13 protein-coding genes are annotated in these 16,418 nt (G+C 72.1%); 4 read left to right on the forward strand and 9 right to left on the reverse strand.

Annotation, left to right across the window (positions count from 1 at the left end; all coding sequences use genetic code 11):
- Nucleotides 1-69: 69 nt before the first annotated feature.
- On the reverse strand, nt 70-801 hold the full coding sequence (locus VQ02_RS02285) for a hypothetical protein (RefSeq protein WP_053080153.1): 732 nt from the start codon (nt 799-801) through the stop codon (nt 70-72).
- A gap of 370 nt (nt 802-1,171) precedes the next feature.
- Here VQ02_RS02285 and VQ02_RS02290 point away from each other — a divergent pair, with 370 nt between their 5' ends.
- Both VQ02_RS02290 and VQ02_RS02295 read left to right on the forward strand, forming a co-directional pair.
- Entirely contained in the window at nt 1,172-2,185 is a 1,014-nt protein-coding gene (locus VQ02_RS02290) for a helix-turn-helix transcriptional regulator (RefSeq protein ID WP_048442529.1), read from the forward strand.
- A gap of 425 nt (nt 2,186-2,610) precedes the next feature.
- Nucleotides 2,611-3,741, forward strand: coding sequence for an HPP family protein (locus VQ02_RS02295; RefSeq protein ID WP_048442547.1), 1,131 nt, complete (start codon nt 2,611-2,613; stop codon nt 3,739-3,741).
- Between the two features lie 228 nt (nt 3,742-3,969).
- On the opposite strand, the gene VQ02_RS02300 is transcribed toward VQ02_RS02295, so the two are convergent.
- The 4 genes from VQ02_RS02300 to VQ02_RS02315 form a co-directional block, all read right to left on the reverse strand.
- A complete protein-coding gene (locus VQ02_RS02300) occupies nt 3,970-4,392 on the reverse strand; it encodes a group III truncated hemoglobin (RefSeq protein WP_048442530.1) in 423 nt (140 codons plus the stop codon).
- Nucleotides 4,393-4,587: 195 nt separating this feature from the next.
- Nucleotides 4,588-5,568: an aldo/keto reductase gene (locus tag VQ02_RS02305; RefSeq protein ID WP_048442531.1), complete on the reverse strand. Its 981-nt coding sequence runs from the start codon at nt 5,566-5,568 to the stop codon at nt 4,588-4,590.
- Between the two features lie 327 nt (nt 5,569-5,895).
- A complete protein-coding gene (locus VQ02_RS02310) occupies nt 5,896-7,131 on the reverse strand; it encodes an MFS transporter (RefSeq protein ID WP_048442532.1) in 1,236 nt (411 codons plus the stop codon).
- A gap of 438 nt (nt 7,132-7,569) precedes the next feature.
- A complete protein-coding gene (locus tag VQ02_RS02315; RefSeq protein WP_048442533.1) occupies nt 7,570-8,325 on the reverse strand; it encodes an SDR family NAD(P)-dependent oxidoreductase in 756 nt (251 codons plus the stop codon).
- Between the two features lie 134 nt (nt 8,326-8,459).
- Here VQ02_RS02315 and VQ02_RS02320 point away from each other — a divergent pair, with 134 nt between their 5' ends.
- Both VQ02_RS02320 and msrB read left to right on the forward strand, forming a co-directional pair.
- Complete coding sequence (locus tag VQ02_RS02320) at nt 8,460-9,344, forward strand: AraC family transcriptional regulator (RefSeq protein WP_048442534.1); 885 nt, start codon at nt 8,460-8,462, stop codon at nt 9,342-9,344.
- Between the two features lie 155 nt (nt 9,345-9,499).
- Entirely contained in the window at nt 9,500-9,946 is a 447-nt protein-coding gene (msrB, locus tag VQ02_RS02325) for a peptide-methionine (R)-S-oxide reductase MsrB (protein ID WP_048442535.1), read from the forward strand.
- A gap of 170 nt (nt 9,947-10,116) precedes the next feature.
- On the opposite strand, the gene VQ02_RS02330 is transcribed toward msrB, so the two are convergent.
- The 4 genes from VQ02_RS02330 to VQ02_RS02345 form a co-directional block, all read right to left on the reverse strand.
- Entirely contained in the window at nt 10,117-11,640 is a 1,524-nt protein-coding gene (locus VQ02_RS02330; RefSeq protein WP_048442536.1) for an aldehyde dehydrogenase family protein, read from the reverse strand.
- A gap of 120 nt (nt 11,641-11,760) precedes the next feature.
- Nucleotides 11,761-13,512, reverse strand: coding sequence for a PQQ-dependent sugar dehydrogenase (locus tag VQ02_RS02335; RefSeq protein ID WP_425339874.1), 1,752 nt, complete (start codon nt 13,510-13,512; stop codon nt 11,761-11,763).
- 1,064 nt (nt 13,513-14,576) lie between these two features.
- Entirely contained in the window at nt 14,577-15,794 is a 1,218-nt protein-coding gene (locus tag VQ02_RS02340) for a DUF2325 domain-containing protein (protein ID WP_053080155.1), read from the reverse strand.
- A 243-nt stretch (nt 15,795-16,037) separates the two neighbouring features.
- Entirely contained in the window at nt 16,038-16,379 is a 342-nt protein-coding gene (locus VQ02_RS02345; protein ID WP_048442537.1) for a winged helix-turn-helix domain-containing protein, read from the reverse strand.
- Nucleotides 16,380-16,418 lie beyond the last annotated feature (39 nt).

The following is a 16,418-nucleotide window of genomic DNA, read 5'->3' on the forward strand; positions in this document are numbered from 1 at the left end:
CCCGGAATGAATCTCCGCGCCAGCCCTCGCCAGGAGCGGTGGAGAGACCGACCGCCTCGGCGAAGGAAATCACCGCAGCGGCAGCAGGCGCAGCCGGCGCTGCTCCGCGAGCCGCGACGGGTTGCCGAGCGACCGGGCGAGTTCCAGTTCCTGCAAGGCGGCGAGCGCGGCGATGATCTTGACGTGGCTCGTATTGGTGAGATCCGACGCGGCGTCGATATCGAGGGACACGGCGCCTTCGGCGTCTCTCCCGCACGCGCTCAGCAGCAGGTAGGTCTTCAGCGCCGCGAGGTTCGGCGCCTTCCGGCAGGTGAGGCCGTGCAGGGCTGTAATCCGGCCGCCCACCTGCGGTGCGTGCAGGATCGCGGCCGAGGCGATGGACGGGTGCAGGCCGGTCAGCCGGTAGGCGATCATCCCGCCCGGCCGCTCGCCGCAGGCGGTGACGAGGCCCTGATCGAGGAGCGCCTTCTTGCCAGCGCAGATCAGCGGGTCCGAGAGGCCGGACAGCGCGGCGATCCGCTCGTAGGACAGGACGATCGGCGCCGGCTCGCCGGCGGGCGAGGCCGCGTCCTGGCTGACGACCAGGGTGAGGTAGAGCTTGAGCGCCGCGATCGAGCGCCCGAGATAGCCGGCATCGCCCCGGAAGGCGCGCAAGCCACCGTCGTGGATCCAGTCCGCCGGCAGGCGGGACACCCTGCCCTCGTGCACCTGCGCCGCGGTCCCGGACGGCACGGTCGTCGGCACGGTCAGCCGGTTGGGAGCCGGGTGCCGGGTCGGGCGGAGGAGCTCCGGATGAATCATGCGGCCATCGCGTCCCTGCGGGTCTCATCCCTGCGGCGGTCCGACGACGAGCCGCCGGCACGTCTCCAGGCGAGAACGAGACCATCGGCGGTACGATGCCGCTATAAAGCCTGCAATAGGATGGCAACTTCCAGTATGGCGCGCCGCGCGCCCTCGTCCAGGCCATCCTGGCGGGCGGCCACTCGATCGATGCCCCGAAGCCGATCACGGCCCCGCGGTGATCGGCCTCGCCGATCCTGGCAGGATCCGGCGCAGCAGCGGGGCGCGGGCCGTTCCTGATTCCATGCTAAGCGACACTGCCGACGCGCGACGCGCCCCTCGGGGCGAGGAGCATGTCGGCAGGTATGAGGAACGTTGCGGCGCGCGCGATATGACGACACCTGCCGATGAAGCTCCCGTGGTCGAACTCGGGCTCGGCGGCTCGCTGCGGATCGGCACGGCGCGCGTCGCCGTCGCCGACACCTTCGCGCTGCTGCGGGCCATCGCCCGGACCCGCTCGGTGCAGGGCGCCGCGACCGAGATCGGCCTGTCCTACCGCGCCGCCTGGGAGCGCGTCCGGGCGCTCGAGGCGGATATCGGCCACCAGCTCGTGCGCAAGACCCGCGGGCACGGCACCACGCTGACCGAGACCGGCGCCGCCCTGCACGACGCCCTGTCGGGCGCGGCCGAGGGACTGGCCCTGCCGCTCGCCCGCGAGGCGCGGGCGATGCAGGCCCGCCTCGCCGCCCTGCTCGCCGCCCCGCGCCGCCTGACCGTTGCGGCGAGCCACGACCCCCTGCTGATGGAGGTGCTGGCCGAATGGGGCGGGGCCGATGTGGCCGTGATGGGCAGCCGGGACGCGGTGGTCCAGCTCATGGACGGGCGCGCCGACGCGGCCGGCTTCCATTGCGGGGCGATCGGGCCGGCGGCGGCCGGCCCGCCCTTCTCCGACCTCGTCGGCGATCCCGCCTTCCGGGTCCGGCCGCTGTTCGAGCGCGAGCAGGGGCTGCTGGTCGCCGCCGGCAACCCGCTCGGGCTCGGCAACGCCGCGGATCTGCGCGCGACGAGGGCGCGGTTCGTCAACCGGCAGAAGGGCTCGGGCACCCGGGCCTGGTTCGACCGGCTGCTCGCCGAGACCGGGATCGGCCCCGAGGAGATCGTCGGCTACGGCCTCGAAGAGTTCACCCACCAGGCGGTGGCGGCGTTGATCGCCTCCGGGGCGGCCGATGCGGGCCTGGGCGCCCGCGCCGCGGCGGAACGGTTCGGCCTCGGCTTCATCTCGGTCGGCTGGGAGGTCTACTGCTTCGCCGCCAGCGCATCGCTGCCGGGCGACGGGCTCGACCGGGTGCAGGCGATGCTGGGGGAGCGGGTCGGGGAGGTTCCGGGGTATCGGCTGCCGGGGTGAGTGGCATCCCGGATCTCGAAGCAAGTCGGATTTGCGCCGGCATTGATACCCTCTTCGTCATCCCGGGTTCTCGGCTGCGCCGAGCCCAGGGACTGTCGGGTGCGATGCTGAACCGCGGGACGGCGAGAAACATCGTCCATGTGGATGACCCGTTCCCCGGCGCTCCCCGGCCTGGCCTCGCGTGGCGAGCGACCCTCTCGCGCGGGGGACGCGATGCCACCGGAATGGCTGCTCGTCAGCCGAGGGCGAGTCCAAGGCCGTGAGCCGTGCATGCGACCGCGAGCCATCGGTTGCCGTCATGACGGGCATGGTGCCCCGAATGGTTGCAAGCTGAAGCGTGGCACATAGAGGTACGCCCCGTCGGTGCTCGACCTCCGGCGCCGTCACGCTCCACCGCTCCGAGGGATCCAGCCGGTATGAAGGGGATGTCGCGCATCGTCGGGTCGGTGCGCTCGGGCGGCGGGAGGTGGGGAGGCCGGCTGTTCAAGCCCATGCTCCCCGGGGCGACGCTCCGCGAGCGCTTGGTCGCCTGCCTGGGCGCCCTGGTCGGCATCGCGCTCACCGGCCTGATCAGTGGCTGGATCGTCGGACAGGGTCCGCACATCCCGATGATCGTCGCGCCCATGGGCGCGAGTGCCGTGCTGCTCTTCGCGGTCCCGGCGAGCCCCCTGGCGCAGCCCTGGGCGATCATCGGCGGCAACACGCTCTCGGCGCTCATCGGGGTGGCGGCCGCGCGATTCATCCCCGATCCGGTGGCTGCGATCGGCGTCGGCGTGTCCGTCGCCATCGCCGTCATGTCCCTCACGCGCTGCCTTCACCCGCCGGGAGGTGCCGCGGCGCTGACCGCGCTCATCGGCGGACCGGCGGTCGCCTCCTCCGGGTTCCTGTTCCCGTTCGTTCCCGTCGGCCTCAACTCGCTCATCCTGGTCGGCCTTGGCATCGTCTTCCACCGGCTCGCCCGCCGCCAGTACCCCCACGTTCCGGCCGCGGCACCGGCGAACGCGCACGGCACGGCGGATCTGCCCGCAGCCATGCGCGTCGGTTTCCACGCCGACGACATCGACGCGGCGCTGCTCGCCCTCAACGAAACCCTCGACATCGATCGCACCGACCTCGACCGGCTGCTGCGCGCGGTCGAGCAAAATGCGCTCGCACGGTCCCACGGAGCACTGACCTGCGCCGAGGTCATGTCCCGCGACGTCGTGACGATCGGGCTGCACGAGCCTGTCGCACGAGCGCGCGAACTGCTGTTCAAGCACGACGTCCGCACGCTGCCCGTCGTGGACGATGCGGGCCGCCTCGTCGGCACGGTCGGGCTGCGCGAGGTGACCCTCTGGGCCGCGGGCGACATCGCGCAGGCGATGTCCGCGGCCAGGACCGTGGGGCCGGACGAGTCTGCGGTGACGCTGGTCCCGGCCCTCACGGACGGCCGCCTCCACGCCGTCGTCGTGACGGCGCCGGACCGCAGCGTGCTCGGGATCGTGACCCAGACCGACATGCTCGCGACCCTGGCCCGGGCCGCCGTTGCGCAGGCTCTTCTGCCGCCGCGAGCGTGAAGCCGAGGGAGTGCACGCGCGTCCCTCGTCAGCCGTGATTATCTCCAGGCGAGGCCGGGCAAAGCCCCTTGGCGACGCCGCTTGCGCGAGGCGCCGGGCGCGTGGGCCCGTTCGTTGCATGCGGACCCCCTGCTGCGCACGACCCGTCCGCAGGGATGACGCCCATGCCTGATGCACCCCTGGTCCTCACCCTCCTGCACGCCGCTCTCATGGTCGCGAGCATGATGATCACGTGGCAGGTGTACCTGCTCCGGAAGCAGTAGCGGCCGTCCCCGCGGCGTCGGGTCGAAAGAACAGGCCCGCCTGGAGGCTGGCGCCGATCCGCTCGGCGCGCTCCTGCAACTCGGCGGCATCGCCCGGCGTGAAGTGTGCCGACGCTGTTTGCTGGAACAGGTCGAGCCAGCGCGCGAAGTGCTCCGGTCGCAGAACGCCGAGCGCCTGGTGCCTGCCGAAGGGGTTGCCCTTGTAGCGGGCCGTCTTGAACAGGACCGACGACCAGAACGCCTCGATCGTCGCCATGTGCCGCGGCCAGTCGGCGTCCGGGATCGCGGCGGCAAAGACCGGGCCGATGAGCGGGTCGCAGCGGACGCGCTCGTAGAAGGCCGCCAGGAAGGGGGCGAGGCTGCTCTCGTCCAAGGTCGTTCGAGCCATCCCCGTCAGATGCCCGCTGGTGAAGGCCCCTGCAAGGACATGGGTCGGACACCCTCGAGGCGAGGCCATGCGGCGTGCCGCTCGACCTCGGGATCGTCCCCGACGAGCGCGTCCGGATCTGTGCCCGGCTGGCCGGCCTTCCAAGGTCAGGATGCGCCTCGGAAAGGCGACCCTGTTACTGAGACGGCCGGCGGCCTACCGGAAGCCCTCGACCTGGTGAGGCAGGTACGGCGCCTCCAGGGTGGCGATCTCCTCGGCGGTGAGGCCGAGGGAGAGGGCGGCGACCGCGTCGGTGAGGTGCTGGGGCTTCGAGGCACCGATGATCGGTGCCGTCACCGGGTGCTTCTGCGCCACCCAGGCCAGCGCCACCTGCGCCCGCGGCACGCCGCGCGCCTGCGCGACCGTGCCGACCGCCTCGACGATCCGGCGGTCCGTCTCCTCCGCCTGCCGGTACAGGGTCTTGCCGAACTCGTCGGTGTTCTGGCGCTCGCTCGTCTCCTCCCAGGCCCGGGTCAGGCGCCCGCGGGCGAGCGGGCTCCAGGGGATCACGGCGACGCCCTCCTCGGCGCAGAAGGGCAGCATCTCGCGCTCCTCCTCGCGGTAGAGCAGGTTGAGATGGTTCTGCATGCTCACGAACGGCGTCCAGCCGTGCAGCCGCGCGGTGTAGCGCGCCTTGGCGAAGCGCCAGGCCGGCATCGACGAGGCGCCGATGTAGCGCGCCTTGCCGGCCTTCACGACGTCGTGGAGCGCCTCCAGCATCTCCTCCATCGGCGTCTCGGGGTCGTAGCGGTGGATCTGGTAGAGGTCGACGTAGTCGGTCCCGAGCCGGCGCAGGCTGGCGTCGATCTCGGCCATGATCGCCTTGCGCGACAGCCCCATGCCGTTCGGGCCCGGACGCATGCGGTTGTAGACCTTGGTGGCGAGCACGACCTCGTCGCGCCGGGCGAACTCCTTGATCGCGCGCCCGACGATCTCCTCCGAGGTGCCGTCGGAGTAGACGTTGGCGGTGTCGAGGAAGGTGATGCCGAGTTCGAGGGCCTGGCGGATGAGGGAGCGGCTGCGCTCCTCGTCGAGGGTCCAGGGATGGCTGCCGCGGTCAGGGTCGCCGAAGGTCATGCAGCCGAGGCACAGCCGCGAGACCTTCAGGCCAGTCGATCCGAAATTCACGTAGTCCACGCGATGCTCCCTTCGCCGATCGGGGCGCGGGTGGGCCTCGAAGGCCGCCCGCTCCCGTCCGAACGCGCAGGCCTCTCATCCCGCCTCAGCGTGACGGGTCGCGGCCGTCAATCCGTCTTGATCCAGATCGCCTTCACGTCGAGGGGTTCCTCGACGTGCCGGAGGCCGATTCGCGGCCGTAGCCGCGCGATCACCTCGTCGACGTCGTCGAACGGGAGCGCCGGGTTGCACCTTCAGCGTCGAGGAGAACCGCCCGGGTTCCTCGAACACGCCAACCGGCCGAACGACCGGTCGGGGTGCTTCGCGGACGTTCGATGGCGGATCGGCTCAGGTCCGCGTCGCGCCGTTCGTGGAAGACAGCCGCGCGCGCCGGACTGCGATCAGGCCGAACGCGATCGACCCAGCCGCCGAGAGCGAGGCACCGGTGATGAAGGTGCCGTAGGAGCCGTACGCGTCCCAGATGAGACCGGCCGCCACGTTCCCGGCCAGGACCACGAGGCCCGTCATCAGGTTGAAGACGCCGAACGCCGTGCCCCGCAGGGGAGCAGGGGCGCTGTCGGCGATCAGCGTCGCCAGCAAGCCCTGCGAGAACCCCATGTGCAACCCCCACAGGACGATGCCCGCCACGAAGGCGGCGATCGAGGAGGCCGTGGCGAGCACCAGGTAGGCCGCCACCAGGAACACGAGGCTCGCGCCGAGCAGGCCCATCCGCCCGATCGCGTCCGACAGGCGTCCGACCGGGTACGCGGCGAGGCCGTAGACCGCGTGCATGATGACCAGGGTGATTGGAACCCAGGTCAGCGAGAACCCGGCCTCCTGCGACTTGAGCAACAGGAACGCCTCGCTGAACCGGGCCGCGGTCAGGAGGCAGGCGACGGCGATCGTCAGCCACACCCCTCTGCCGAGCCGGGCAACGTCCGTCAGGCGTGGCGGGCCGTCCTTCCTCACCGGCGTCGCGCGAACCGGCTCCTCGATCCCGACGACCAGCAGCGCGACCGCGAGGAACGCCGGGACGGCGGCGACCCAGAACACGGCCTGGACGTTGCCGCCGAACAGGATCAGCAGGCCGATCGCGACGAGCGGGCCGAGGAAGCCGCCGACCGTGTCGAGCGACTTGCGAAGGCCGAAGCTCGCCCCGCGCAGCTCGGGCGGTGTGACGTCGGCGATCAGCGCGTCGCGCGGCGTGCCGCGAATGCCCTTGCCGACACGGTCCACCGCCTTCGCGCCGACGATCCAGCCGACCGAGGCGGCCAGGGGGAAGATCAGCTTGGACGCCGCTCCCAGCCCGTACCCGACGATCACCATCGGCTTTCTCCGGCCCGTCCAGTCCGTGAGGATGCCGGAGAAGAGCTTGGTCGTCGTGGCAATGGCCACCGACAGCCCCTCGACGAAGCCGACGACGGCCGCGGACGCGCCGAGGTGACTCACGAGATAGAAGGGAAGCAGCGCCTGGACGATCTCGGACGAGACATCCATCAGCAGGCTGACGAAGCCGAGAACCCACACCGTGCGCGGGATCGCGGCTCGCCGGGCGTTCGATGCGGAGGCGGAGGGGCTTTGCATGGCGAGCGGGATCCGGTTGCGGCGTGGCCATGCGGGAAGGACCGCACCTTGGCAATCTCCGCCGGCGACGACCTGAGGTCCGCTCTCGCGCAGCGTCGGTCGCGCCGTGGCCGGCCGCCTCGGCATCGCAAGCGGGGGCGACGGCTCCCCTCCGGGCGGTCACGCTGACCGGCTCTGACCTCCAATCCCCGGCCGGGGGCACGATCCCTCCGCCCTCACGTCATCGAGGCCGGCGCGCGCGGGATCGTCGCGCTCTTAGATCGAGCCGTCCTCGACCTGCGCCTCGCCTCCGTCGAGGACGTAGATCCGCTCGACCGCGGCGGGACCGGACGATCCTGAACTCATGGCGATCTCCCTGATCGGCTGGGGTGGCGTGACCGCGAGGAGCCGGTGGCGCCCCCCAGCGTCGGTGAGAGGCCTCGGCTCAGATCCCTCGGCTCAGATTCCTTGGCCGCCCGAGACCTCGATGCGCTGCGCGTTCACCCACCGGTTCTCCTGGGCGAGCAGGCTCGCGACCATCGGACCGATGTCGTCGGGCACGCCGACGCGCCCGAGGGCCGTCAGGCCCGCGAAGAGCGTGTTGATCTCCGGGTTGTCGCGCACCGCACCACCGCCGAAGTCGGTCTCGATCGCGCCGGGCGCCACCGTGTTGACGGCGATCCCGCGGCTGCCGAGCTCCTTGGCCATGTAGCGGGTCAGCACCTCCACCGCGCCCTTGACAGCCGCGTAGGCGCCGTAGCCGGGAAAGCAGACCCGGGTCAGGCCGGAGGACAGGTTCACGATGCGGCCGCCATCGGCGAGGAGGGGCAGCAGGGTCTGGGTGAGGAAGTAGACGCCCTTGAAGTGGACGTCGACCAGCCGGTCGAACTGCGCCTCGGTCGTCTGGCCGAACAGGGCGTAGTCGCCGTGACCGGCGTTGTTGACGAGGTGGTCGAAGGTCTCGCGCCCCCAGGTCTCGCGCAGGGCCGCCCGCAGGCGCTCGGCGAAGGCGGCGAACGCCCCGGTGTCGCCGGTGTCGAGCTGCATGGCGACCGCCTTGCGGCCCATGGCCCGGATCTCGGCGACGACGGCCTCGGCCTCGTCCGCGCGGCTGTGATAGGTCAGGACGACGTCGCCGCCGCGGCGGGCGACGCTCAGCGCCGTGTTGCGGCCGAGGCCGCGGCTGGCACCGGTGACGAGGGCGATCTTGGTCATGGGTCGGCTCCGTTCTGGGGGGCTCGCCCGGTATGCCGCCCGGAGGCCGGCCCCGGTTGCCGGAAGCTCGCGGCTTCTTGCCTGATCCTCCGAAAGCCGTGCTTTCGCGCGGGCGGTGTCGTATACCGGCGGGCATGACGACGCTCCTCGCGGCCGTCCGCCGCCACGCGGAGGCCCACGGCAATGCCGCCGGCATCGCGGCGACACCCATCCCGGGTCTCTCGACCGTGCGGGCGACCGCCCCGAGCGGCCTGCTCCACGACGTCTCGCGGCCGCTGGTCTGCCTGGTCCTGCAGGGCGGCAAGCAGGTGACCATGGGGACGCGAGCCTTCGCGTTCGGGGCCGGCGACTCCCTCCTCATCACCGCGGACGTGCCGACGGTGAGCCAGATCACCCGGGCCACCGTCGCGGCGCCCTACCTGTCGCTGGTGCTGGAGCTCGACCCGGCCGTCATCGCCGACCTGGGCGCGCAGATGCCGGCCGAGGCGCAGGCCGACCCGATGCCGGTCCGGGTCGACCCGACCGATGCGGAGACCGCCGACGCCGCCTTGCGCCTGATGCGGCTCCTCGACCGGCCGGCCTCGATCCCGGTTTTGGGCGCGCAGCTCGTGCGCGAGATGCACTACTGGCTCCTCGCGGGGCGGCACGGCGCCGCCATCCGCCGCCTGGGCTGGCCGGACGGCCACGTGGAGCGGATCACCCGGGCGGTCGCCCTGCTCCGGGCCGAGTTCGCCGGGCCCCTGCCGGTCGAGCGGCTGGCCGCGGCGGCCGGGATGAGCCCGTCCTCGTTCCACCAGCATTTCCGGGCCGTGACCTCGCTCTCGCCGCTGCAGTTCCAGAAGCACCTGCGCCTGATCGAGGCGCGCCGGCTGCTGGTCTCGGAGGGCCTGTCGGCGAGCGGGGCCGCCTTCGCGGTCGGCTACGAGAGCGTCCCGCAGTTCACGCGCGAGTATGGCCGCCTGTTCGGCCTGTCGCCCGCCCGGGATGCCAGGGCGACGAGAGGCCAGGCGGCCGCGTGAGCGCATCGATGGCGGCGGTGAGACGCCAACGCGATGCGGCTGGGAGGGACCGGGGACGGCGCCGTGGCCCTGCGGTGGACGATCCGGGGGGATCGACAGCGGCGGCGAGAAAAGTGCGATATGCGCGTGAACGAGGACGTATCGGAGAACGCTGGATGCCGACCTACGAGAAGGACGCCGCCGCCATCGCCCGGCTCACCCCCGAGCAGTACCGCGTCACGCAGCAGAACGGCACCGAGCGGCCCGGGACCGGCGAGTACCTGGAGAACAAGGAGCCGGGGATCTACGTCGACATCGTGTCGGGCGAGCCCCTGTTCGCCTCGTCCGACAAGTACGAGTCCGGCTGCGGCTGGCCGAGCTTCACGAAACCGATCGAGCCGGCCCACGTCGCGGAGCTGCGCGACACCACGCACGGCATGATCCGCACCGAGGTCCGCTCGAAGCACGGCGACAGCCATCTCGGGCACGTCTTCCCGGACGGACCCCGGGACCGGGGCGGCCTGCGCTACTGCATCAACTCGGCCTCGCTGCGGTTCGTCCCCCGCGACCGGATGGGGGCCGAGGGCTACGGCGCCTACCTCGATCAGGTCGCGGAAGGCTGACGCACGGCTCCCGGCGCCTCCGCCTCGCGAGGCGCGATGCGGGCATTCGGCCCGAGGGCTCACGACGCGACCCGGCCACCGACGCCGCGGCATCGGTGGCTCGGCTCGTGCCGGCAGGGAGTTCCGGGACATCGACGCCTCCTCTCACGGGAGGCGTCGATGGTCCTGCTCTAGCCGAGGCGCTGGGTGATGGCCTTGGTCTCGAGGTAGTTCGAGAGGACCGCCTGTCCCATCTCCCGGCCCCAGCCCGACTGCTTGTAGCCGCCGAAGGGCAGGGCCGCGTCGAAGACGTGGTAGCAGTTGATCCAGACCGAGCCCGCCCGCAGGCGGTTGGCGACCTGGTGGGCGCGGCCGGCATCCTGCCCCCACACCCCGGCGGCGAGACCGTAGATCGTGTCGTTGGCCTGCGCGATCAGGGCATCGTCGACCTCGTCGAAGGGCGTGGCCACCAGCACCGGGCCAAAAATCTCCTCGCGCACCACCTTCATGGTCGGGCTGGTGTCGACGAGGATCGTCGGCGGCACGAAGTAGCCCCGCCCGCCGAGGCCCTGGCCGCCGCACACCGCCCGCGCGCCCTCCCGGCGTCCCGCGTCGAGGAAGCCGGTCACGCGCTCATATTGCACGGACGAGACCAGCGGGCCCATCTCGGTATCGGCGGAGAGGCCGTGCCCGAGCTTGATCTTGGCCGCCTCGGCGGCGATGCCCTCGACGACCTGGTCGAACAGCTTGCGGTGGACGAACAGGCGCGAGCCGGCGTTGCAGCACTGGCCGTGGTTGAAGAACACCGCCGCCGTCGCGCCGGGAATCGCGAGCGACAGGTCAGCGTCGGGCAGGATGATGTTGGGCGACTTGCCGCCGAGTTCGAGCGAGACCCGCTTCAGGTCGTGCGCGGCGGCCTTGACGATCAGCTTGCCGACCTCGGTCGAGCCCGTGAACGCGACCTTGTTCACGTCCGGATGGGCGGCGAGGGCCGCGCCGGCGGTCTCGCCGAAGCCCGCGATGATGTTGACCACCCCGTCGGGCAGGCCGGCCTCGAGGAGGAGTTCGCCGAGGCGCAGGGCCGAGAGCGGAGTTTCTTCGGCCACCTTCAGCACCACCGTGCAGCCGGTGGTGAGCGCCGGGGCGAGCTTCCAGGCCGCCATCAGCAGGGGGAAGTTCCACGGGATGATCTGGCCGACCACCCCGACCGGCTCCGGACGGGTGACCGAGAAGTAGTCCGCGGATGGTGCGGCGAGCGCCGAGATCGGGATCGACTTGCCCTCGATCTTGGTCGCCCAGCCGGACATGTAGTGGAACATGTCGGCCGCGAGCGTCACGTCGGCCGCCTTGGCGACGGATTTCGGCTTGCCGTTGTCGATGGCCTCGATCGCCGCGAGCTCGTCGGCGTGCTCGAGGATCAGGTCGCCGATGCGGTGCAGGAGGCGACCGCGGGCCGACGGCGTCATGCGGGCCCAGGGCCCGCTCTCGAAGGCCCGGCGGGCCGCCTTCACGGCGCGGTCGATGTCGGCGGCGTCGCCCTCGGCGACCCGGGCCACCACCTCGCCGGTGGCCGGATCGGTGACCTCGAAGGTCTTGCCCGACTGGGCCGGGACCCACTGGCCGTCGATCAGGAGCCGGTGCTCCCGCGAGAGCCAGGTGCGGATCTCCGCCGGAATGGCCGGAGCCGTGTCGTGGATGTCGGCGCGAATGTTCATTGGCGCTTCTCCCTGTTTTATGGCTGATTGACTGAATTTAATGGTATGTATTCCGAATGTCTACGGCGATCACAAGGAAATCTATGTTCTTTGTTATACTTATACTTTGAAAATTCTCTCCTACGGGTCCTGCGGCGGCTGCGCCTGCCCGGGGGAATGGCCGACCGCCCAGGCATAGGCGGCCACCGCGCGCAGCTCCGCGTCGGAGAGCTGGACGCCGCCCATCGGGGGCATCGCGCCGCCGTGCTCCTTGGGCTCGGCCACGCCGGTGGCGATGGTCCGTTCGATGCCCTTCAGGCTGCCGTCGCTCCACAGCCACGTCCCGCTGGTGAGATCCGGGCCGATGGGCGAGCCCTTGGCGTCGGAGCCGTGACAGCCGCCGCAGGTGGCGCCGGCCACCTCGCCGTGGAAGACGCGCTCGCCGAGGGCGATCTCCTCACGGCTCACCCCGGCGGGCAGGGTGAGCGTCGCAACCCTCCGGCCCGCATCCGGGTGCACGCCTTCGGGCGGCGCCGCGGCTCGCGACGAGCCGGTGGACGAACCCGCGGCCGGCGCGGCCGCCACCGCGGCGGTGCGATCGCCGCCCCGGTAGGTCACGCGCCAGATCCGGCCCTGCACGTCGTCGGAGATGAACAAGGCGCCGTCGGGCCCGACCGCGAGCCCGGAGGGGCGATGCCGCGCCCGGCCCGGCTCCTTCACCGCGCCCGCGAACCCGTCGGCGAACACCACGAAGTCGCCGCCCGCCCGTCCCTCACGCATCGGCTGGAACACCACGTTGTAGCCGCCCTGCGGTCCCGGCGCCCGGTTCCAGGAGCCGTGGAAGGCGATGAAGGCCCCGCCCTCGTAGGCGCTCGGGAACGCCCCCGCCCCTCCGGCCTGGGCGCGGGTCACGTAGAAGGTCATGTCGTTGGGTGCCCAATGCGCCGGGAAGACCGCCACCGGACCCTGCCGCCCGGCGCAGAGGCCGACCGTCTTAGCCCCGTCGCCACCATATTCCGGCGCGAGGACAAGCTTCTTCTGCACCGGGTCGAAGTAGCATTCGGGCCAGCCGTAATCCCCGCCCTCCTTGAGCTCGACCATCTCCTCGGCCGGCATCTCGAAGCCGGCTTGCGCGCTGTAGAGCGCGGGCCAGTTCTCGTGGAGCTGGTCGCGGCCATGCTGGGTCGCGAAGGCCCGCCCGGCGGCATCGAGCGCGATGCCCTCGCCGTTGCGGATGCCGGCGGCGTAGCGCTCGGCCGGCGAGAAGGCCTGGTTCGCCTTGCGCGCGTCGTAGCGCCAGATGCCGCCGCGGGTCTCCTTCTCGGTGCAGGGCTGGTGGCCGGGGGATCCCGGCATCCGGTTCTTCACCTCGCAGGCGTTCGTCGCCGAGCCGAGATCGACCAGGATCTCGCCCTTCGGGGTTATGGCGAAGGGGTGCATCGGATGGTCGCCGGTGAGCGGCAGGCCCGAGACGACGACCTCGCCCCGGGCGCTCGGGGCGACCTCGCCTGCCCGGAGCGGGTAGCGCATGATGCGGTCGTTGCTCTCGGCGAAGACGGCGCCGCCGAACAGGGCGAGGCCGGTGCCGCCCCGCCCGCCCTGGTCCGGGCGCTCGCCGAAGCGGGCGGTCACGTCGGCGCGGCCGTCGCTGTCGGTGTCCTTGAGCGCGACCAGGAAGCCGTTCGGCGCGGGATCGTTGGTCTTGTAGTAGCGGCCGCTCCAGGTGTTGACGTAGAGCGTCCCGTCCTCGGCCACGGCCATGTGGCGGGCATGACCGATGCCGTCCGCGAACACCGTGGCGCAGAAGCCGGCCGGCAGGGAGAGGCCGCCGTTGTCGCCACGGCACTCCGGCTGCGTCGCCGCGGTCGCGACGGAGCCGTCGCCGAGTGGCACCGCATGGACCCGGAACGGCAGGGTGGGCGCGCGACGCTGCGCGGACGGCACGAACAGGGCATCGAGCTGCCCCTCGCTCACGAAGGCCGTCCCGCCGACCTTGGTGACGCCGGTCGGGCCGGCGAGCTCCTCCCGCAGCGTCTCGATGCGGGCCTCGTTCCCTGAGACCGTGACGCGGTCGAGCCGGCCGCCGCCTTCAACCATCAGGAAGCTGCCGTCGCCCGTCGGGCGCATCCCGTCGGCGAGGACGAGGGCGCGCGACGGGCGCAGGCGGGTGACGGCGCCGGCCCTGCCATCCTCGATCGCGACCCGGAACAGCTCGGCCTTCGTGAAGGTGTTGAGGTAGAGGTTGCCGTCCTGGCCGAAGGCGAGACCGTCGAGCCCGGCCCCTGCCCCGTCCGGTCCGAACTGGGGATCGGAGGTGAAGACCTCGAAGGTGCTCGCGCCGGGCTTCAGCCGGAGGACCTGCGGCGCCAGGGTGTTGGTGACGTAGGCGGCGCCATCCGGCCCGATCGCGATGTCGTTGCACAAGGTCCGCTCGCCCGGCAGGGCGACGCTGGCCCTGCCCTCGCCGCTCGCGAGATCGAAGCCCTTGAGGTGGCTGCCCGTGACCGCGCCGGGTCCCGGGATGCCGAGGGCCGAGAGGTCGTTGGAGCAGACCCAGAGCGTGCCGGAGCGCTCGTCGGCAAGCACCCCGAGAGTCGAGCGCGTCCCGAACGCGCCCGGGGCGATCCACGCCTCCCCCGTCGACGCACCCGGCCGCACCCGGACCACGCCGCCGCCCGCGATGCTGGAGACGTAGAGCGTGCCGTCCGCCGTCGAGGTGATGCTCTCGGGAAACAGGCGCTCGCCCGGGAGCGCGATCGTCTCCGGGGCGGCCCGGGCCGGGCCGAGCGCCGGGAGCAGGACGATCCCGGCGGCCACGACGCCCCGCGCCATGACGGCCCTGACGGTGGACCTCGCGGCGCAAGGCGCCGCAGGCTTGCTGGCGGTGCTCATCGGTTTCCTCCTCGTGAGGCGATCCTTCTCGCGGGACCGCCTTCTCGTTCTCGGCGCCGGGCCGTTCAGAGGGCCGCGATCACCGACAGCACGCCGGCCAGGCTGGCGCTGCGCAGGGCGACGAAGCGCTTGTCGGCCTCCCGGCAGCAGCGCTTCACGGTGCCGGCGGCGTCGTGGCTGACGCAGTCGACGGGAAACAGCACGAGGTCGGCGCGGGCGACGAGGCCGGGCAGCAGCGTCGCGCTCTCCTCCACGCCGCCGTCATGGGCGAGCAGGATGCCGCCGCGGCGCTCGACCAGCCGCCGGACCTGGGCGACCTGCCGCGGCCGGCCGCCGACATAGAGCAGGCGCTGCCCGACAAGGGGACGAGGCAGGCCCGCGTCGTCGTCGAGGCCGCGCGCGAGCTCGGCCTCCAGGGCGTCGCGCTCGCTCCGGAGCGCCTCCTCGCGCTCGGCCGCCGCTCTCACCTCCTCGGCGAGGAGGGCGGCGGCGCGTTCGAGCTCCGCCCGCCGCTCGGCGAGAGCCGCCGCATGCGCCTCGGCCCGGCCGGCCCGCTCGCGCAAGGCCGCGATGACTTCCTCCTGCTGACGGATCACCGGGGCGCTATCAGCCGGACCGGCAGGCTCGCGTATTTCAGTCTCTCGTGCCGCGAGCGCGCGGGTCAGCGCGCCCTTGTCCTCGGTCAGGGCCCGGATCCGGGCCTCCTGCTCGGCGATGACGGCGTCGCGCGCGCCCACCTCCTCCTCGAGCTGCGCCAGGCGGCGCAGGTCGGCGCGCACCGAGCGGCCGACGAGGTGGGAGAGCATGTGCACCTCCCCGAACACCTCCTGGACCAGGCGATGGTCGGTGAACGGGTGGGTCAGCACCGCCCAGTACGCCCCCGGGATCTCGCCCCGCGCCACGGCCTCGCGCCACAGCGCGCGCACGGCCTCGGTCGTCGCGGCCTTGTCGAAGCGGGCGACCTCGCGGGCGTGCTTCCGGTCGAGGAGCTTGTGCAGCACCTTGGCCCCGCCCTCCCGGCGGCCCGCGCGCGAGACCGCCCGGCCGTGGAGGTCGTGGTCGCTGGCGGTGCGGGCGGCGGGCTCGCCGAGCTTGGCGAGCACGCTGCGCAGGTCGGCGGTCGACAGGCAGGTACCGATGATCGAGCAGTGCAGGTTGGACGACAGCTCCCAGAGCCGGTCGCGCGCGTCGGTCGGTGCCGTCCAGGTCGAGGCGTCGGACGAAGGCAGGGCTGCGGCGGCGAGCGGCGCGAGACTGGCAGGATGCGTCGCCTGGAACGGCATGGGTGCTATATCCAATCAGCTATAACGGTGAACGCGAACGTGCCATCGGACGGTTCCGTCACCGACTCGATGCCACGAGCGCGAGGCTGACCGCCAGGGTCGCGGACCGGCGCGGCAGGGCGGCGAGCGGCATGACCATCTCCGTGTCGACCTCTCGGCTATATCTGAACAAATACAGCGCCGCGTCAACAGCCCCGACCGCCCTCCTGCGACCATGGCCGGCGGCCGGTGCCCCGCGGCCGGTCAGTGCGCCGCGACGGCGCCCTGGATGCCGGCGAGGTGCTGGGCTGCCGCCGCGGTCGCGTCGCGCTCGATGGCGCGGTAGCAGGCGATCAGGCGCTCGCCGAGCGGCGTGACGTGGGCGCCCCCGCCGCTGCGGCCGCCGGCCTGCCCCTCGACCACAGGCTCGGAGAAGGAGCGATTGAGCTCGTCGACGAGGAGCCAGGCGCGGCGGTACGACATCCCGAGGACCCGCCCCGCGGCCGAGATCGAGCCGTGCTCGGCGATGGCTTCGAGGAGACGGATCTTGCCGGGGCCGACCCGGATCTCGGGGGCGAGGTCGATGCGGATGCTGAGTGAGGACATGGCGGGGATCGGCTGGGCGGGGCTCGGGGCGGCGGAGGC

Source organism: Methylobacterium variabile, from assembly GCF_001043975.1.
Lineage (GTDB): Bacteria > Pseudomonadota > Alphaproteobacteria > Rhizobiales > Beijerinckiaceae > Methylobacterium > Methylobacterium variabile.